At 60.4% G+C, this 18,268-nt stretch carries 15 protein-coding genes and 1 tRNA gene; 7 read left to right on the forward strand and 9 right to left on the reverse strand.

The features are described from left to right. A partial coding sequence (locus AC6FTP_RS19565; protein ID WP_497208598.1) for a tetratricopeptide repeat protein occupies positions 1-2,131 on the forward strand: 2,131 nt, incomplete at its 5' end. Here AC6FTP_RS19565 and AC6FTP_RS19570 read toward each other — a convergent pair. The 3 genes from AC6FTP_RS19570 to AC6FTP_RS19580 are packed head-to-tail and all read right to left on the reverse strand — an operon-like array spanning position 2,128 to position 8,169. Then, a complete protein-coding gene (locus AC6FTP_RS19570) occupies positions 2,128-4,077 on the reverse strand; it encodes a RecQ family ATP-dependent DNA helicase (protein WP_497208599.1) in 1,950 nt (649 codons plus the stop codon). The genes AC6FTP_RS19565 and AC6FTP_RS19570 overlap by 4 nt on opposite strands. 58 nt (positions 4,078-4,135) lie before the next feature. Continuing rightward, positions 4,136-6,709: a glycosyltransferase family 4 protein gene (locus AC6FTP_RS19575; RefSeq protein ID WP_497208600.1), complete on the reverse strand. Its 2,574-nt coding sequence runs from the start codon at positions 6,707-6,709 to the stop codon at positions 4,136-4,138. An 11-nt stretch (positions 6,710-6,720) separates the two neighbouring features. Further along, positions 6,721-8,169 (reverse strand): formylglycine-generating enzyme family protein, encoded by a 1,449-nt coding sequence (locus AC6FTP_RS19580; RefSeq protein WP_497208601.1) that lies wholly within the window; start codon positions 8,167-8,169, stop codon positions 6,721-6,723. Between the two features lie 165 nt (positions 8,170-8,334). On the opposite strand from AC6FTP_RS19580, the gene AC6FTP_RS19585 reads away from it, so the two are divergent. After that, a complete protein-coding gene (locus AC6FTP_RS19585) occupies positions 8,335-8,799 on the forward strand; it encodes an EVE domain-containing protein (protein WP_497208602.1) in 465 nt (154 codons plus the stop codon). Here AC6FTP_RS19585 and AC6FTP_RS19590 read toward each other — a convergent pair whose 3' ends face one another. Both AC6FTP_RS19590 and AC6FTP_RS19595 read right to left on the reverse strand, forming a co-directional pair. Then, positions 8,800-9,393, reverse strand: coding sequence for a hypothetical protein (locus tag AC6FTP_RS19590; RefSeq protein ID WP_497208603.1), 594 nt, complete (start codon positions 9,391-9,393; stop codon positions 8,800-8,802). Between the two features lie 42 nt (positions 9,394-9,435). Next, entirely contained in the window at positions 9,436-10,182 is a 747-nt protein-coding gene (locus AC6FTP_RS19595; RefSeq protein WP_497208604.1) for an RluA family pseudouridine synthase, read from the reverse strand. A 77-nt stretch (positions 10,183-10,259) separates the two neighbouring features. Here AC6FTP_RS19595 and AC6FTP_RS19600 point away from each other — a divergent pair, with 77 nt between their 5' ends. Beyond that, on the forward strand, positions 10,260-10,616 hold the full coding sequence (locus AC6FTP_RS19600) for a hypothetical protein (protein ID WP_497208605.1): 357 nt from the start codon (positions 10,260-10,262) through the stop codon (positions 10,614-10,616). Positions 10,617-10,738: 122 nt separating this feature from the next. Then, positions 10,739-12,529, forward strand: coding sequence for an oxygen-dependent tRNA uridine(34) hydroxylase TrhO (trhO, locus tag AC6FTP_RS19605; protein ID WP_497208606.1), 1,791 nt, complete (start codon positions 10,739-10,741; stop codon positions 12,527-12,529). 101 nt (positions 12,530-12,630) lie between these two features. On the opposite strand, the gene AC6FTP_RS19610 is transcribed toward trhO, so the two are convergent. Together AC6FTP_RS19610 and AC6FTP_RS19615 are read right to left on the reverse strand one after the other, a co-directional pair. Further along, entirely contained in the window at positions 12,631-13,524 is an 894-nt protein-coding gene (locus tag AC6FTP_RS19610; RefSeq protein ID WP_497208607.1) for a sulfurtransferase, read from the reverse strand. 75 nt (positions 13,525-13,599) lie between these two features. After that, the gene (locus AC6FTP_RS19615; protein WP_497208608.1) at positions 13,600-14,562 is read right to left on the reverse strand and encodes an inorganic phosphate transporter; all 963 of its coding nucleotides are present in this window, start codon (positions 14,560-14,562) and stop codon (positions 13,600-13,602) included. A 39-nt stretch (positions 14,563-14,601) separates the two neighbouring features. Here AC6FTP_RS19615 and AC6FTP_RS19620 point away from each other — a divergent pair, with 39 nt between their 5' ends. The 3 genes from AC6FTP_RS19620 (at position 14,602) to AC6FTP_RS19630 (ending at position 17,374) form a co-directional block, all read left to right on the forward strand. Continuing rightward, a complete protein-coding gene (locus AC6FTP_RS19620) occupies positions 14,602-14,970 on the forward strand; it encodes an ArsR/SmtB family transcription factor (protein ID WP_497208609.1) in 369 nt (122 codons plus the stop codon). Positions 14,971-15,047: 77 nt separating this feature from the next. Then, complete coding sequence (locus AC6FTP_RS19625; RefSeq protein WP_497208610.1) at positions 15,048-15,536, forward strand: RNA pyrophosphohydrolase; 489 nt, start codon at positions 15,048-15,050, stop codon at positions 15,534-15,536. Positions 15,537-15,565: 29 nt separating this feature from the next. Continuing rightward, positions 15,566-17,374: a hypothetical protein gene (locus AC6FTP_RS19630; RefSeq protein ID WP_497208611.1), complete on the forward strand. Its 1,809-nt coding sequence runs from the start codon at positions 15,566-15,568 to the stop codon at positions 17,372-17,374. 37 nt (positions 17,375-17,411) lie between these two features. On the opposite strand, the gene AC6FTP_RS19635 is transcribed toward AC6FTP_RS19630, so the two are convergent. Beyond that, positions 17,412-17,485, reverse strand: a tRNA-Gln gene (locus tag AC6FTP_RS19635). Positions 17,486-17,635: 150 nt separating this feature from the next. Continuing rightward, positions 17,636-18,268: S1 family peptidase (locus tag AC6FTP_RS19640; RefSeq protein ID WP_497208612.1), on the reverse strand; the 633-nt coding region annotated here is incomplete at its 5' end.

Here is an 18,268-nt window from a genome sequence, read left to right on the forward strand (position 1 = left end):
GCCAAGGATCGGCGAGAATGACCGCGCCGAAATCGAAGCCACCCTGGCCTGGATCAAGGATCACGACGCTGCAGAAGCAGCGCGGCTGCGCCTCGTTGTCGAGGAGCGTCAGTCGCGCTGGGACACTTTGTTGGAGATCCGGCCACCGTTTCACAATTTAGGCAAATACCTGCAGGCAGACCAAAGTCGGGTGGAGGGAGAGGTGCTCATCATCGAGGCTGAGAGCACTCAGAAGGCGCTGATTCAATTCACCCGCCCTCCGCCGCTGGAGGTCAGTGCCACTTTCCAAATTCCCGACCAAGGCTGCCAGTCGCTCGGCTTCAAAGTGCTGCTTTTCGACGAATGGCATACAGTCCAATACTATCAGCCGCCGCCCGCACCTTTCATCCGCCATCTGGCGCAGTTTCAAAGCATCATGGAGCCGCCCAAGGCAGTACTCGCCATCACTCGGAAGGAAAGAGTCCTCGCAGTCACACCCGTGCGTGCCCTGCTGGTTCCGGGTAAGCAAGTGCGGATGAAGCTCCACCTCGAAAACCGAAAGATCAGCTTGGAAGTCAGTGACGGAAATCGTGTCGAGTACCTCCAGCGCTATCAGCCGGTTCTGCCGGTCTCCCTGGCACTGATCGGTGAGCCGCAGATCCAGTTGCATGATCTCCGCTGGAGTGGTCCGGATGTGCAGCCTAAGACCAGCAGCCTCGAAAAAGGCGATCATTACGCTGGTAGCGAGCGCTGGTGGCCTGCCGAGACTTACTTCCTGCAAATGATCGGTGATCCCGAGTATGGAGCCGAGGCCCTATTTAAAGTTGGAGACTGCCAGAGGCGTCAGGGACGCCTCGAAGATGCCCGGGACACCTGGCAAAAAGTCTTGCAAGGACCGGACTCGCCCTGGCGCGCCGAGGCCTGCCTCCAGCTTTGGTATCTCCACGCCAATGCAGGGCGTCTCAATAAAGCACGCATCTACCTTGACCAATTGCCCGGTCCTGAAGAAATGCCTGTGGACTATCTGGCCCAGCTTAACGAACCAGGCCGCAAGATGGATGACATTTACCGCTCCGTCGGGCGCGGCATCAATCTGCTGCGACTCACGCCTGATGTGGAGGACGCCGTGCGCGTCCACCGCATGCTGCGCTACACGCCCCAAGAACTCGCCGCCCGTTTCGCACTCGCCCGCCATTTTAATGGCACCGACGAAGCTGCACGTGACCTGCTCATCCATGGCCTGGCACTGAAAAGAGTAGATCAACTCACAATCGAAGATAGTCGCACGATAAACACCAACTTTGAGCTTTGGAGTCTCATCGCCCGCGCAGAGACGGATCTCGGGCTGGCCAAATACCAAGGTGACTGGCTCAGCAGAACACCGCGCGACCACTCAATCGCTCTCACGATTCTTCTCGATCAAGCCCGCCAACTCGCGCGCGCCGGACAGAAGGACGGAGCCATCAATCTCGCCCGCGAGGTGCTCATGGCGGAGCAGTCCACCATCATGGCCTTCACCGGAGCCGCACTCCTGCTTTCCGCGCTGGATGCCGACCCCGACCAGACCGCCGTGAAGCAGGCTCTGCAAAGGATCAATCAGGTGCCGAGACAGGTACATGAACTCACCCTCACCCATCGCCTGCTGCTTCACAGCATCGCCAAAAACTGGACCAACCAGAGCGCCGTGGAGATCCTTTCCCAAATGCTGAGTTTTGGAGAGTCGGGCGAAAATCGCGAGACTCTTCGCGGCAGGATCAGCCGCTTCCTCATCCAGGACAAAAGCATGGTCCTCGCACTCAATCAGCTTCTTGTGGAAGACAACGGCAGGAAGCTGCTCAACGCCTTTGCCCTGCGGCACCAGCCAGTGCGCCAGTCCATGCATGAACTGTTTTACATGCTGCTGCGCCGCCATGTCATCTTTTCCGCGTTCGGCAACCGACCTGATCGAGCGCAAATGGATGCCGCTGCGGCAGCCACGCGCCTTTGGCTCGACTCCTTTGCCGCGCGCACGATCACTGTTCATGATTTCTTCCTGATCATGGCAAATCTCCATGGAAGTGGGCCCTCGCTCTCACTCAAAGCCGCTCTTCCACGCTGGCCGCAGCCCCTGCAAAAAGCCGTACTTCAGTTGTTCCCTGGTGGTAGCAGCTAGCGGCTCCGCATCGTCTCCGTCTGCGCCAGCACATCGGCAAAAGGCACCTTGTCCAGCATCCCGAAGGCACCATTCCGAGTTAGGCGCTCGCGTGATGTCGCCGGACTTGTGAGACCACAAAGAAAGCGCGCAAGCTGCCTCGGCGAGCGCAAAGACGAGTGGCCTTCATCCATCACTTCACGGATTGCCGCCACATCCTCCGTCGTGATCTCCGGCACCGCCGACTGCGGCAAAGCGCGCGGCTCTTCGTCCACCTTACCCTTCGCACGTTCCAGACAACTCGTGCAGGTGCCGCAGTCCTGCTCCATCTCCTCGCCAAAGTAGCGCAGCAACCAACGCGTGAGACAGCCACGATGCCCCGCCAGCTCCAGCACCTGACCGAGACGCTCCACATCACGCGCCTCACGTTTGGAAAAGAGCGCCTGCATCTGCTCACTGATCACACCTGGGTCACGCTGTGCACGATCATCACACAGTCGATAGCGCTGACGCGACCCGCTCGGCTTCAGCTCGATCTCACCCGCCTCCTGAAGCCACGTCAGCGCACTCATGATCCGCTCACGCGGCTCCTCCATCTGCGTCGCCGCCTCATCAGGATTCAGCGTCGTCCATTTCGTGCCGCGTTTACCTGCGGAAAAGAGCCGCCGCAGAAACGCCTGCCGCTCCGGCTTGTGCCCCGAAAGCACTCGCGCCTCCGGTTGGAGAAAGCGGAACTGGTAGCTCGAATAGAACGAACCCAGTGGCCGCACCACGCCATGCAGCTCCAGGTTCGTCAGCACCGTCTCGATCACCAGCGGGCGGATGTCTGTCGCCTGTGAAAGCTCGTAGAGCGAGAAATCAAACTCCTGCCCCTGCCGCAACAAATGATCCACCAATTGCCGCAGCGCCTGCGGTGTCGGCGTATCGCCAAAAGTAAAGTTCTCCAGCACGATGCAGTCATCGCCACAGGCCAGCAGTTCGCACACCGAAGGCTTCCCATCGCGACCCGCACGCCCCGTTTCCTGCATGTAGTTCTCCAGCGTCTTTGGCAGATTGTAGTGATACACCGCGCGGATGTCCGCCTTGTCGATTCCCATCCCAAAGGCAATCGTCGCCACGATCACATCCAGCGATCCATTCATGAACGAATCCTGCGCCGCATGGCGATGCTCGTCCGCCAGCCCTGCATGGTAAGCCAGTGCATTCACACCATTGCGTTGCAGATGCGTCGCCACTTCCTCCGCCGTCTGTTGCAGCGTCACATACACGATGCTCGCGCCCTTTCGCTTCGTCAGCACCTTCGTCAGATACTCCTTCCGCTTCTGCGCCGGACACGGCGTGATGCGGTAATGCAGGTTCGCCCGATGAAACGACGTCTGCACATGATCCTCATCCGCCACGCCAAAGGCCTTCCGAATATCCCGCGCCACATCGGGCGTCGCCGTCGCCGTCAGCGCCAACACAGGATAAATTCCCAACTCCTTCGCTACCAGCGCCAGCCGCAGATATTCGGGACGGAAATTGTGCCCCCACTCCGAAATGCAGTGCGCCTCATCCACAGCCATCATCGAGATCTTCACACGCTTCAGCCGCTCGATGAAGTTCTCATTCATCAGCCGCTCCGGCGCGATGTACAGCAGCTTCAGCACGCCCGATTTCATGTCATCAAACACCTGCGCCGCCTCCGCCGGTGACAGCGAAGAATCCAACCTCGCCGCCTTGATCCCCCGCGCCCGCAGCGCCTCCACCTGATCCTTCATCAGCGCGATCAGCGGCGAGATCACCAGCGTCACCCCATCCATCAGCAAGGCAGGAAGCTGATAACAAAGCGACTTCCCCGCACTCGTCGGAAACAGCGCCAACGCACTCCGCCCCGCCAGCAGCGCCTCCATGACTCGCTCCTGGCCCGGACGAAACGCCGCATGGCCAAAGTGCTTTTTAAGAGTGGCGTGGAGATCGTGCTGCATGTGATGAACGATGCAGCAGACCGAGCTTGGAGGCATTTATTTTTTGTATCTATACCCACTATGCGGCTGGCTCTAGACACAGCCGAAGATAGCTGGAAGCCATCTTCTCCAGACTGAAATGAGTCACAGCGCGTGCATGAGCAGCCTGCCGCATCTGGGCGCGGAGAGTGGGCTGAGTAAGCAGCTCCATGAGGGCTGTCGCCATGGCTTCAGGATCGCGGGGCGGTGTGAGCAGACCGTTGAGGTCGTGCTCAATCTGCTCGCGCGCTCCACCCACGGCGGTGGCGACGATGGGCAGGCTGGAGGCCATGGCTTCGAGCGAGGCATTCGGACAGCCGCTAGGCTCGGAGATCATGGCGAAGAGGCAGAGCGTGTCGTGAAAAGCAGGCATGTCCGTGATCTCGCCGCACCATTCCACCGGAAGATCTTGGGTGCTCTGGCGCAGGCTTTCCGCATAAGTTTCCTGCCCGGCATCTGCTGCTCCGGCGATACGCAGGCGGCACTGTGGATGGCGCTTTAGCACTAGGCGGAAAGTGGTGATCAAGTCCTCCAGTCGCTTGTGCGGATGGATGCGGCAGGCTGTGCCGATGACATCTTGAACGCCTTCTGCCTCGGCCACAAAGTCGCGACATGGAACACCATTCGGGATGAGATGAACCGGACAGCCAAGGACCTCGCGAACCTGTGACAACTCGCCTTCGTGTTTGACGATGACGGCGCTGAGAAGTCGGCCGTAGGACTGTGTATCCAGATACGGTAAGCCGGGTCTCGGATTCGCGAAGTAGCGCTCCAGCGAGGCAAAGTACATCTCGCCAGGGCTCACATCGAAGACCGGGAAACCCCACAGCGCCTCGGCGAGGAGGATCTTGTATTCGGGAATGACATTCCAGAAGAGCACGGTCTCCGGCGGCTCCAGGGCGAGGCTTTGTAAAAGCGGCAAAAGAGCTGTCTGCGCTTCACAGACCTCGGGCGGGTCCAGAGCCAGCACGCGAATGCCTGCGGCACACAAAGCTATGCGACCTGGAGTCGGATTCTCCGACTGTTCCTGGATTACAACGGCGCTCACAGGATGTCCCATGGCGTGCAGTTTCAGCAGCAGGCGTCGTGCGCTGGTCTGCGCACCGCCGGTGGAAAAGTTATTGGTGATGAGCAGCAGGCCGCGTCTGGATTGCCTGCGTGAAATGAGTGCTGCATTCAGCAGCCAGGCGTGCCGGGCGGCCATGATCGGCGTGGTGAAATCCGGTGCGAGAGTGCCTTGCCCACGCTGTGGCGCGATTTCGAGGATGGCGGCGGCAAAGCTGGCGGGCGCGGCATCGACGGGCAGCAGCTTCATCCTGCCAGGATGCCGTGCGGACATCTCCTCAGTGCCGCTGACCTGCGTAGCCGCGACAGGCACCCCGGCGGCCAGTGCCTCAAGCTGCGCCAGGCTCATGCCCTCATGCAGGCTGGTGGAGACGAGCACATCCGCCTCGGCGAGTAGCGCGGGAATGTCACTCACGGCACCAAGCCATTCCACGGCATCAGTCAAACCATGGGCGATGATCTTCTCCTGACACAGATCCATCTCGGCTTGGGCATCGGCATGAATGCTGGAAGCCTGACCGGCGATCTTTAATCGCGAACCAGGAAGCATGGCGAGGATATCGATGAGCAATGGCAGCCGCTTTTGTGGTCGTGGATTGGCGATGGCGACAATCGTTAGGCTGCTTGACGGACCTTCCCTGGCTCTGACCGCCACTGGCTGGATGCCATTCCAAACCGTGCGGACCGTGTGCTGCGGGAAGCCTTCCGCGACCTCCCGCGAGACAGTCTGGGCACAGCCGATGAGCAACGCGTCTGGCAACAGGCTGAGCAGCCCGATGTCGGCGGGCCAGCCTGGGCGTTGATTGTGAAAGGTGGTGAGCAGCGGCAGACCCGAGCGCAGGAGAGACAGCGTTTCTCCATCCACCAGATGCGCGTGGAGAAGATCGCAGCCGGAGTAGCGCGCGGCGTGGTCGATCTCCGCAGCACGCACCGCCGGGTCGGGTGGGAGACGGCGCTGGAGAGCATCTGGCGGTGAGTCAAAAGGATCGCGCGTGGGTGAGCCGAGAGTCATCAGACAGCCTGCTACACCATGCCGCGGCAGCGCGTGGTGAAGGTCCAGGGCCAGCCGTTCGGCACCACCGCGCTGGAGGCTGGTGAGCACCTGGAGTGCACGCGGACGCAGATCATGACACACGTCCAGCGGACTGTGCCGGATCACCGGCCAGCCGAGCCGCAGAGCTTGTCTGACAATGGTGTCCAGATCCTCTGATGATCCACATTGCTCGGCAGCGGCGGCATTCATCCACACACTTTGCACCGGTGGCATGGAGGCGAGGTCGGCCTGACCAAAGATGCCACCATTCCTCTGCAAAATCTGAAGCCACAGCGGCACTGGCAGCCAGGTGTCTGCGGCGATGGTGCTGCCGACCAGCACACATGGTTGCTCCGTCATGACAGGGATGAACTCGGCGATGCAGCGTGGCAGCCAGCAGCCCGCGTGCATTAGCCAGAGCCCATGTGGCAGAGCCTCCGGCAATGAACGCCGCGTGCGCTCCACCCGCCAGGGTGGATCATCCGCGCGGGTGATGATCCTGATTCCAGGAGGCATGGCGCGTGATGTCAGTAGGCGGAGGGATACGAACTCTGCGTGGAGGACGAGGAGCGCCGCCAGTCGCGATTAGAGTCATCATCCGAGGCACTCAACATGTTCCCGGTGGTGCCGAGCTGACCGCCCGTGCTGCGCACAGAAACCGCACGCGGCTTCGAGCCGGTGAAGATGAACTGCCCCTCCGGCCCTGGACTGAAAAGGATGAGGTCCGTGATCACCCGCGAGTCCACATCTGCCGTGTATTCGATTTGCGTGCCCACGGCCTCCGCAGGTCCGCTGATGTAGAATCCTGAATCCGTCAGGCGGAAGCTGAACCGCTGCGGCAAGGGCGGCGGACCTGAGGCAAAGGCCTCCGCAGCCTCGCGTGGGGTGAGATCCAGCGGCAGCATCGCTGCGGATCCCGCGCCCTTGCCCAGGACACGTCGGAAGAGTTTGAAAAGGACGATCACAAACAGCGGCAGTGTGATGTAGCGCCAGGGGAAGGAGCTGTCAGAAACTTCGGGTTCATCCCATGTCTGGTTAGGTTTAGCAGGCTCCGGTGCTGCGACTTTCTCCGGCGCACTCGGCTTTGGCACGACAGCGACCGCTGCACGTTTCGTCACAGAGGCGACGATCCGGAAGCCGTTGTCCGCATTCCGGCTCCGCACGTCATTGCGATACCGCTCCGCCGAGCGTGAGTGGCTGACATCGCTGAGAAAGGAGCCGCCGCGCAGGACCTGCCGCGGCTTGTCACTCAGGCCGGCATTCGTCTGCACCGGATCGACCGCGCTCCCCGCAGGATAGGGCGCATACCAGTCGCCGCACCATTGCCAGACCGGGCCATAGAGATCATGCAGCCCCCAGGCATTCGGCTTCTTCTGGCCCACCGGATGCGTCTGCTCATCGCTGTTCCCGCGATGCCAGGCCACCGCGTCCACAGGTTCCAAATATCGCGCGGTGCTGGTCCCGGCACGGCAGGCATACTCCCACTGCGCCTCCGTCGGCAGGCCGCAGTCCCGGCCTGCGCGGGGCGAGAGCCAGCGGCAAAAAGCCTTCACATCCTGCACCGTGAGCATGACCGCTGGATGATCATCCGTCTGCGGAAAACCAGGATTGCGCCAAGTGTAAGCCTTTGCCTGCACGAGCTTTCCATTCTCCACCCCAAACCCACCCGAAGTGCCCTGCTCAGCTTCAGTGCGGTAGGATGTAGCGGTGACAAAGCGCCCGAACTGCCCGCGCGTGACCGGATATTTGCCGATGTAAAAACCACGCGTGAGAGTGACAAAGCGACGGCTCTCATCCGATTCCCGGCTCGGCTCCGTGGCAGGTGATCCCTGCTCGAAGCTGCCCGGTTTCATGAGCAGCAGCTCCATCATCACCCCGCCGCCGAGATCCAGATTCAGTTCCGCAGGCGGCGGCTCCTCCGCCATGGCGATGAAACTGATGACCGAGAGTAAGAAGAGGCTGAGTCGCTGAAACATACCCGCCAAGTCTGCCAGAGCCCTGGGCCAGTGGTCAACCTGCTTCCTGCATAAGCCACCGCCGCCGGCATCACTCATCACGTCATTTCGCCTCTCAAAGTCTCCACCTCGCCAAGACTTGGAATTCTCATTCCCTTTCCTCGTCATCCATGCCATCCCTTCACCATGTCCCACTGGCTGCTCAAATCTGAACCTGACGTCTTTTCCTTCGACCATCTCAAGGCCCGCCCGAAGAAAACGGAGCCCTGGAATGGCGTGCGCAATTACCAGGTGCGGAACATGATGCGGGACCAGATGGCGGTGGGTGATCTGGGCTTCTTTTATCATTCAAGCTGCCCCGTGCCGGGCATCGCGGGCATCATCAAAATCGTCAAAGAGGCCTACCCGGATCACACTCAGTTTGATCCTTCCTCCGAATACTTCGACGCAGGCAGCAAGCGCGAGGAACCGCGTTGGCTGATGGTCGATGTGAAGTGGGAGGCTGACTTCAAGACCTTCGTCACGCTCGACATGCTCCGCGCTGAACCGAAGCTGGCTGACATGCTCATCCTTCGTCGCGGCAACCGCCTTTCCATCACCGAGGTCGAGCCGAAGCACTGGAACCTGATTTGCAAGCTCGGTGGGCTTTGATCACTTCTCCACCAGCACATCCTTCACACTCAGTGTGCCAAAGGCATAGCCCACGCTCAGGTTCGACTTCGCCCGCGCCAGCGAGGGGTGTTCATAGGTCTTCTTGAAGTCGCCGATCTTCACCTTCGCTTTCGTGCCCTGGACGGTAATGGTCACGGGTACCCATTCATCTGGCTTCAGCGCCAGGGCCTTCTCCTGAGCGAGCGCGATGGACTTGTGATCCTTTGCATCAGCGGGGAAAGCTCTCATGCCAGTGCCTGCGGCGCTGGTGACAAAGCGGAAGACATGCCCGTCGTCTCCATTGCAGGTGAAGACCACGCTCTTCACGGCGGTGTCTGCTTGGTAACTGAAGCGGATCGTCGCGTCTGTGTAAGCGAGGTCGTAAAAGAGGATGGGGCCGTGATCCTTATTCTTCTTGTAGAGCGCATCGTCCTGCGTGCAGCTCGCGATGCCATCGGCGAACTTCCATTCACCCCGCATGGCACGCCGCTGCTCCAGCTTCGGAGCGGAGAAGTCGTCTTTGAGCAAAGGTGCATCAGCAGCGATAGTCTGGCTGATGAGGACTAACGAGAGGGCGAGCATGCGGAGCATCATGAGGCTGCTGAAACAGGTGCGAGCAGGGCGAACTTTCACCCATCACAGCCAAGCCTGCATCTCCGCTGGGAGTGGGCATTCCCAGGTGTGGCAAAAGCTGGGAGTCATGATTTCCAGCCGATGTGAATGCAGCGCCTGACGTGAAAAGAAGATCCGTCGCTCAATGTCGGGCGTCCAGCCTGTGTCGATGAAGTCGAGGTAGCACTGCTCATCCAGCCCGTAGATTTTATCCCCCAGGATCGGCAGCCCGAGATGCGAGAGATGCACACGAATCTGATGCATCCGCCCCGTGATCGGCCGTGCTTCGATGAGTGCCAGCTTTCCCGCACGTTCATGCTCCACGCGCCGCAGCGTGCGGAAGATCGTCTGACAGGGTGCACCATCATCATGCACCATCTGCTTCACCCAGATCTCGGACTCCGTGACATCACCTTTGCGCAGGATTGGCCCATGAAGATCCTGCTCCTCCCACTCCGGCCAACCATGGACAATGGCGTGATAAGTTTTGCGGATCAGATGGTCCTGCATCGCCATGCCGAAGAGGCGAGCCGTGGTGGCATTCTTCGCGACGAGGACGGTGCCACTTGTTTCACGATCCAGCCGATTGGTGATGCTGATTTGTCCACCATTAGCCAGCTCGTATGCCAGCAGGTCTCTCAGACTATGCCAAAGCGTCGGCGCCCCATGCAGGCTGCCTGGATGGATCTGCAAAGGCGCGGGCTTGTCCACGACGATGTAGTCGTCTGTCTCGTCGAGGATGGTGAAGTTGGTGTTATGCGCGCGCAGCACGGGGCAGCACTAGCTGCCAAGGTGGATGATGCCAACTGGTGTCTTGCATCCAACTCATTTCAGGCTTCCGATGCATCATGCTTGAGTCTCGCCAAGATCCCATCGCCCCGCGCCATGTCTTCCTTTGGCGGGTGGTGAAGTTCATGTCCCTCGCTCTGGCAGTGATCTTCGGTGCACTTGTGATTGGCATTCTTGGGTATCATTACATCGCCGGATTCACCTGGGTGGACTCGATTCTCAATGCCTCGATGATCCTTGGTGGCATGGGGCCGGTCGGCGAGCTGCCCACGGATGCAGCCAAGCTCTTTGCCAGCGCCTATGCTCTTTTCAGCGGTCTCGTCTTCATCTCGGTGATTGGCATCGTTCTGGCCCCTGTGGCGCATCGTGCGTTGCATGCCTTCCATCTCGATGGTGAGGATATTGACCGTTCTTGACCCCTGGGCTTCACAAGTCGGAAATCTTGTGGGAGCACAAGAAAGAGCGGTTTTTTGGCAAGGGTGGGGATGTTTGTCGGACTTGCATCCGGGGCGGTCTGGACTCAACAGAGTCGGTGCCCATGACTGCTGACCTGCCTATCACGAACATTTCCTGCTACCTCTTTGCCCCGCTGACGGATCTGAAGGGGCTGCGCGAGCGCTTGATCGCGGTCTGCAAGGAACGCGGGCTGAAGGGCACGATCCTGCTGAGCACGGAGGGGATCAATCTTTTCATCGCGGGACCGCGCGTGCTGGTGGATGAACTGGTGGCGGTGATCCGCAGTGTGCCGGGGCTGGCGGGGCTGGCCCCGAAGTACAGCGAGAGCGCGCATCAGCCGTTCAATCGGATGCTGGTGAGGATCAAGAAGGAGATCATCGCCTTTGGGGTGGAGGGGATCGATCCGGCGAAGTACACGTCGCCTCGCATGGAGGCGCGGACGCTGAAGCAGTGGCTGGATGAAGGCCGCCCGGTGGTGCTGCTGGACACGCGGAATGATTATGAGGTGAAGCTGGGCACTTTTAAAAATGCGCATGTGATCGGGGTGAACAGCTTCCGCGAATTTCCCGAAGCGGTGAGGAATCTGCCACCGGAACTGAAGAAGCAGCCCATCGTGACTTTTTGCACAGGTGGCATCCGCTGTGAGAAGGCGGCACCGTTCATGGAGCGGGAGGGATTCGAGCAGATCTGGCAACTCGAAGGTGGCATCCTCAAATACTTCGAAGAGGTGGGCGGGGATCACTACGACGGCGAGTGCTTTGTCTTTGACCAGCGCGTGGGTGTGGACCCTGGGCTGGAGGAGACACAGTCGGCGCAGTGCTACATGTGCCAGTCGCCCCTGACGGATGAGGATCAGGCGGACCCACGCTTTGTGGCGAATGTGTCGTGCCCGTATTGCTTTAAAACGACGGAGCAGCAGATGCAGGAGATGATCGTGAAGCGGCACGCGAAGATCCGCCAACTAACGACGCCGCTGCCAGGCAGTGCGCCGTATGACAACTACCGTCCGCTGAATGTGCCGAAGCAATGTGATGGCATGACGCTGCTAGACACACTGGTGACGATCCTGCCTGTGGTGGCGCGTGAGGAGTGGGTGCGGCGTCTGGAAGGTGGGCGACTTCTGGACAAAGACATGCATGTGGCCACGGCGGATCAGATCGTGCGGGCAGGGGAGAGATTTACCCAACTGCTGGCGGCGAGTGTGGAGCCAGATGTGAATGCAGGCATCCGCGTGCTGCATGAGGATCAGGCGATGCTGGTGGTGGAGAAGCCCGCGCCGCTGCCGATGCATCCGGGGGGGCGCTACAACCGGAACACGCTGCAATACATCCTGGATGAAGTTTACCATCCCTTTAAGCTGCGCGCCTGCCATCGGCTGGATGCGAATACCTCGGGCTTGGTCGTGGTGGCGCGGTCGCGCCACTTCGCGGGGCAGGTGCAGCCGCAATTTTCACGCGGGCAGGTGGAGAAGCTTTATCTGGCACGGGTGCAGGGGCATCCGGCGGAAGACAGTTTTGTCTGTGAGGCTCCGATCAGCCGCGAGGCTGGTGCGCTGGGCGGGCGTGAGGTGGATGAAGAGGGCGGTGACGAGGCGCGCACGGAGTTCCGCGTGCTGAGTCGCGATGCCGATGGCACGGCGCTGCTGGAGGCGCGGCCGATCACGGGTCGGACAAACCAAATCCGCATTCATCTCTGGCAGTTCGGCTTTCCGATCCTGGGTGATCCGACGTATCTGCCCGGCGGTGCGGTGGGAGATACGCAAACGCTGGCAGTGGACGCTCCGCCGATGTGCTTGCACGCGGCTCGGGTGAGCTTTGTGCATCCGCTGTCGAAGGAGCGCGTGACCTTTGAGTCGAAGCCAGCCTGGAGGTAAAACGACTTTTCAAGTCGTACACTGGTGCGGCGGGTTTTTAACCCGCCAATGCAGGGCGAGATGGAATCTCGCCCCACCAGTTTACGAGTTTTAAACTCGTTCTACTTCTCGGCAGGCAGGGACTTGTTTTTCAGCCAGACGTATTCTTTCCACGCACCTTCGTAGAGGCGAACGTTCGGATATCCGGCCACATGCTTGAGGTAGAACTGGAGCAGGCTGCCTTCACGCGAGGTGCCGCAGTAGGCGATGATGTTTTTGTCGGGTGTGATTCCTGCGGCTTCCAGTTCGGCCTTCACTTCGGCGAGTGGCTTGAATTTGTGCGTGTTGCTGCTGTCCATGAGCCGCGCCCAATGAAAGCTGATGGCTCCGGGGATGTGGCCTTTGCGCAGCCAGACATCGTCCTCACCCTGATATTCATTCAGCGGACGCGCATCGACCAGCAGGGTGCCAGGCTTGCCGATGCTGGCCTGCACGTCGTCGATATTCGCAGTGATGACGGTGACACCTTTTTCGGGCAGATGACCGGCTGGATTGCCGAAGTAATCACGCACTGCTTCGAAGCCCTGCGCTTTCCATTCGGCGAGTCCCCCATCGACGACCTTGATGTTCTGCACGCCGAACTTCTCCAGCACATAGACGACCATGCTGGTGCTGAGGATCTCGTCATTCGGGAGCTTGTCGCCCGTGGCATAGACGAGGTGGAGGCGGTCTTTGTCCACTCCAGCGCGGATGAGCAGCGCCTTGGTGAGGTCGTCGGGAAGATACTGCACGGGCACGGCTTCATTCGTGCCGCGCAGGGTGTCGAAGTTGATGTGATGCGCGGTGGGCAGGTGACCGCGGAAGTAGTCTTTATAGCCGCCGCGCGTGTCGAGCACGATGGGGCGCTGGGCGGCGTCGGGGTTTTCGATGAGAGCTTTGGCTTCAGCCGGAGTGATGAGGCCGATGTCTGCCTGCGCAGCAGTGGCGATGAGGAGGAGGGCGAGGATGGATTTCATGACGGGTGGACGATTCGTCATGATATATGCGCAGAAGTGCATACGAAGGCTACACCCTTTTTTGCAAAGCCGCTTTTACTGACCACGCAATGTGACGAGCCACCACATCAAGGCGGCAAGCAGACCTGCGCAGGGCAGGGTGATCAGCCAGGCCAGCAGGACAGGCACGATGGTGCGCCAGCGGGCTTGTTTCGTCGTGATGCCGATGCCCAACAAGGCACCGACGGAGACATGCGTGGTGGAGACAGGCAGCCCGTGAAAGCTCGCCGTGGTGGTCAGCATGGACGTGGCGAGATTTGCCGCGAAGCCCTGACCTGGAGTCATGCCCGTGATCTTGTGCGCCATCGTGTCCGCCACGTGCCGTGCGCTGATGAAACCGCCGAGCGCCATGAAGAGCATGACCAGCAGCAGGCCGTAGGCTTCATGGATCTGACCACCACCCACCAGCAGCGCCAGCAGCTTGGGCGAGTCATTCATGCCACGGGCAAAACCCACCGCGCCCGCGCTGAGGAAATGCAGCGAGTCCAGCAGCGGCGTGCGGTGGTCGGGGGCGAGCCGCAGCAGTTTCAGCAGCAGGTAAACGGTACCGCCGAGCACGAGGGCAAGCACGGGCGTGATGAGCAGCGGCTTGGCAAAGCTCTCCCACAGCTTCGCATAGCGCACTCCCTCAGGCTCAGCCGCGAGCCCGGCACCGAGCAGCGCACCCATCAGCATGTGCGTGGTGGAGACTGGAAAGCCGAGCCGAGTCGCCAGCAGATTGGCGATGGCCGCGCCCATGCCCACGGCGAGCAGGAAGTCCGAACGGCCTACCAATTCATTCGGCACGAGACCTTTGCCTGAAAAGGTCTCCAGCAGCGTGCCCGGCATGAAAAGAGCCGCGAGGCAGCCCGCCGCCGTGGTCACTGCGGCCCAGCGCACCGCCGTCCAGTAGCTCGTCGTGCTGCTGCCGAAGAGGGAAGCCACGCCTTTGAAGTTGGCGTTGGCGCCATTGGCATAGACCATGGCCAGAGCGGCGGTGATGATGAGGGCGGCGAGCATCAGTCCGGTCCTTGGATGCTGGTATATGCCCCGTCAAGCATGTTCAAAGGGACCACATCGAGTGTTGAAGAGATGACGATGCCGGACATCATCTTCCCTGTGCCCACGAAGATCGATTGTCTCCCTGCCATGAAAGCGCTCGCCGAAGAAAACCGGCTGCGCCTGATGCGCCTCCTGCTGGCTGGCACGCGCTCGGTGAATGACCTCGCCGAGGCCACAGGAATGAGCCAGTATAACGTCTCCAAGCATCTGCGCATCCTGCGTGAGGCGGGGTTGCTGGCGCAGGAAAAGCAGGGCCAGCAGCGGCTCTACACCGTCGCTCCAGCCATCGCCGAGCATCTCGCGGACAATGCCAGCGTGCTCGATCTCGGCTGCTGCCAGTTTGATTTTAAAAAGCTGGTGGCGTGAGTGGTGAGTGATAGCCGCAACATCGGCACAGTGGGTGCGTGACAAAGCGAAGCTGCCCAGTACTCTACACGCCGTTCATGGATCTCCCCCCCGCCACCCCCATCGTTTATCGTCCCAATGTAGCCGCGATCCTGCTGAATGCAGAGGATCGGATTTTCGTGGCGGAGAGGATCAACATCCGAGGCGCGTGGCAGTTCCCACAAGGCGGGATTGATGAGGGCGAGGATGCGGAGACGGCGCTTTTTCGTGAACTGGCGGAGGAAATCGGAGTGACGCGAGACAAGCTGGAGGTGCTGGAGCAGCGCGAGGGCTACCGCTATGCCTTCCAAAAGCACCGGCTGAAATACGGCATCTATGGCGGGCAGGAGCAGACGTATTTCAAATGCCGTTTTTTGGGCAGCGAGGCGGACATCAACCTGGCAGCCACGCATCAGGAGTTCGCCCAATGGCGCTGGATCGAGCCGAGTGAGTTTCAGATGACCTGGGTTCCGAGATTCAAGCGGGCGGTGTATCGCGCCGTGTTCGTGGATTTTTTTGGCATCGATCTGGAGATGCCGCGTGACTGAGACACGACGGGTGATCTAACATGCCCCCGATGTCCTCCCGTAAAGAATCTCCATCCGCCCGGCCCGCCAAGGCTCCGCGCTGGGTTTCGCCGTGGAGCTTCGACGATGAGTGGGAAGATGAGCAGCGGAAGCATCTGGCTTCAGGACCGCAGCCTCCGAAAAGGGAGGCAAAAAAGACTGTGCCTGAAACGAGTGCGCCGCCGCCGCCTGCCGTGGCGGCCATGCCGGTGAGTGCACCAGCCATCGTGAGCCGCGTGGAGGAAAACTTCACGCCAGGGTCTGTGGATTGGGTGGAAATCAAGGAAGAGCCCCTTCCTCCAGCGGTCGAAAAAGCATCGACCAAAACTGATTCTTTCCCGTCTTTCCGCCCGCCGCCAATCGGAGACAGCCAACGGAGCGATGACCATTTCACGACGGTTCAGACGGAGACCAAGGCGGCTCCAAGTTCGCAGAACCAAAGGACAAGGCAGGCCGCGCTTCCTGAGCCCACAGATCCGCCTACACAGACACCGCCAAAGCGCCCCGGCCCCGTGCCCAACAGCGCTCGCGTGCAGGCTGAATCGTCATTTTCCTGGGGCACGCTGTTCATGACCAGTCTGGGGTTGGCAGGTGCTGTGATGCTCGGATGGATCTACTTCACGGACATCGCCCCGCCACTGGATGAAGATCTCATGGTGCAGGAGCCTGTGGATTTGGCTCCGAAGATCGTCGGCCCCGAGCGGCTGGGCACTTTCCTTCAGGCAGTCATCGCCATTCCCGACCTGCGGGTGGCTTTGCTGCCAGCCTGGAAATGGGAGAGGCAGACGCTGGAGAGCTATGTGCGTGGCAACGGCGCAGCGCTGGATGGGCTGCGCGATCTGCTGGGCGACTTCGACTGGCACCCGCGTCATGCTGCCTGGCATGCGGAGGATCTGGGAGAACACGTCTCCTGGCCGCATGTGCGCATCCTGCTCCAGGCACGCGTCGCGTATCTGCTCTCTTCAGGAAATGAAGAATCAGCACTCCTGGCGGCCATCGACATCGGCCGCCTTAGTCGGCGACTGCATGAATTGTGGGCCTGGCCCTCCTACATGCAGCGTGCGCAGGAGATGCACATGGCCTGCGTGCAAATGACGGCGCAGGTGCTGAAGCAGACCAGGCTTGGCAGCTCGGAACTGAAGCTGGCGCAGGACGAGTTCCTGCGTTGTGCTCCCCTGGATGCCCACCTCCAGCGTGCCTTGGGCGCCTTTTACCTGCATGAGAAAAAACTCATGTTCGGTGAAAAGAGCGGAGCTCCTTTGGATACGATGCCCGGCGGTGTTTTGCGGGAGAGGCCGGGGCGGCTTTTCTTCAAGAAGCATGAGACGCTGGGGCTCTTCGCCAACAGCATCCGTGTGCTGCGCGATCAAGTGGCGATCACTCCCGGTGCTGGCGCAGTCGCTTCCGCCATCGGTCGTCGAGTGCCCACATTGTCCCACTTTCAGCCGAATGGCGAAGGAGAGCGCTATTTTAACAGTCGCATCGAGCCCTGCCTCCCACTCCCAGAGCGACATCACCTGGCCAAGGCGAGGCACGATCTGGTGCTCTGCCTTTTTGCCATTCGTCGGTATGTGGCAGATCATCAAAAGCTGCCCTCCGGGCTCAGCGATCTGCGCCCGCAATACCTTCAGGACGTATTGATCGACCCATTTTCTGGCGAACCACTCCACTACGATCCTCTGAAGGGCGTGCTTTTCTCCGTCGGGGCAAACTTTCGGTCTGAAGATGGCAGCATCACCGAGCCACCTCTGGCTGATGCTGATGAGCCGACTCTTGAAATTGGCATCTCCGTCGCAGCGGCTGTCGGGACCTCCAAATAGCTCGCACTGGAGGCGGGGTGAAACGTGTCACCCAGAATGGTTACCCCTCAAGGACTCGAACCTTGAACAACAGAGTCAGAATCTGTTATGTTACCATTACACTAAGGGGTAGCAGTGTGGCGGAAGGGTGGATTAGTTACACGCTTCAGCGGGAGTGCAAGGGCTTGTTCGATTCACTTCAAATCAAGGCAGACCACGCTGCCTTCGTTGTTTTTGCAGAGGAGGTGGGGGCAGGCTGACATGCGCTGGGGAGAGAGGAGATTACCGTGCCGAGTCTTCCTTCACGGCCTGCTGATAGGCATCCAGCAGCTCCTGCAAAATATCGACGCGCTGGGCGAAGTTGATCTGGGCGGCGGAGGGCGCGCGCTCGAGGTCTTCGACGCTGACTTTCAGGCTGGAGAGCTGGCTGAGACGAGCTTTGGCGGCTTCGACGGCTTTGGCTTTATCTTCCGCGCTCAGGTTTTCGGCGCTGAGCTGGTCGTCGAGTGCGGCGACCACCCTGGCTTTGGCTCGTTCGACGGCGTGCTTGGTTTCACTCGGCAAGGTGTAAGTGATGTTCCCGGCACAGAGCACGGCCACGACCTCACCGTTTTGATCAAAGATGGGGCTGCCGCTGGCTCCGCCGGTGCTGGGGAGATTATGCTGCACGAGGAGCCGATCCCCCGCATCTGCCTGGGAGCCCCAGTAATCCGTGACGGCGGTGACGATGCCGGTCTGCATGGTGGCCACGGGGCGTTCGTTGTCGCTGCCTCGATTGGTGAGCTTCTCGGCAGGGAAGCCGAGGAAGGCCACGCGCTTTCCGGCATCAAGCTGGCGGACTTTTTCCACCGGAGCGAGCTGGAAGGTGGGGCTGTGCTGCTCTTTGATGATGAGCAGGCCGACATCGTAGGTGCC

The organism is Prosthecobacter sp. (genome assembly GCF_044378005.1).
Lineage (GTDB): Bacteria > Verrucomicrobiota > Verrucomicrobiia > Verrucomicrobiales > Verrucomicrobiaceae > Prosthecobacter.

Excerpts from the sequence above, each read along its gene's own strand:
- AC6FTP_RS19570 (WP_497208599.1), bottom strand. The coding sequence starts at position 4,077 with ATGCAGCACGATCTCCACGCCACTCTTAAAAAGCACTTTGGCCATGCG.
- AC6FTP_RS19575 (WP_497208600.1), bottom strand. The coding sequence starts at position 6,709 with ATGCCTCCTGGAATCAGGATCATCACCCGCGCGGATGATCCACCCTGG.
- AC6FTP_RS19580 (WP_497208601.1), bottom strand. The coding sequence starts at position 8,169 with ATGTTTCAGCGACTCAGCCTCTTCTTACTCTCGGTCATCAGTTTCATC.
- AC6FTP_RS19585 (WP_497208602.1), top strand. The coding sequence starts at position 8,335 with ATGTCCCACTGGCTGCTCAAATCTGAACCTGACGTCTTTTCCTTCGAC.
- AC6FTP_RS19590 (WP_497208603.1), bottom strand. The coding sequence starts at position 9,393 with ATGATGCTCCGCATGCTCGCCCTCTCGTTAGTCCTCATCAGCCAGACT.
- AC6FTP_RS19600 (WP_497208605.1), top strand. The coding sequence starts at position 10,260 with ATGCTTGAGTCTCGCCAAGATCCCATCGCCCCGCGCCATGTCTTCCTT.
- trhO (WP_497208606.1), top strand. The coding sequence starts at position 10,739 with ATGACTGCTGACCTGCCTATCACGAACATTTCCTGCTACCTCTTTGCC.
- AC6FTP_RS19610 (WP_497208607.1), bottom strand. The coding sequence starts at position 13,524 with ATGAAATCCATCCTCGCCCTCCTCCTCATCGCCACTGCTGCGCAGGCA.
- AC6FTP_RS19615 (WP_497208608.1), bottom strand. The coding sequence starts at position 14,562 with ATGCTCGCCGCCCTCATCATCACCGCCGCTCTGGCCATGGTCTATGCC.
- AC6FTP_RS19620 (WP_497208609.1), top strand. The coding sequence starts at position 14,602 with ATGTTCAAAGGGACCACATCGAGTGTTGAAGAGATGACGATGCCGGAC.
- AC6FTP_RS19625 (WP_497208610.1), top strand. The coding sequence starts at position 15,048 with ATGGATCTCCCCCCCGCCACCCCCATCGTTTATCGTCCCAATGTAGCC.
- AC6FTP_RS19630 (WP_497208611.1), top strand. The coding sequence starts at position 15,566 with ATGTCCTCCCGTAAAGAATCTCCATCCGCCCGGCCCGCCAAGGCTCCG.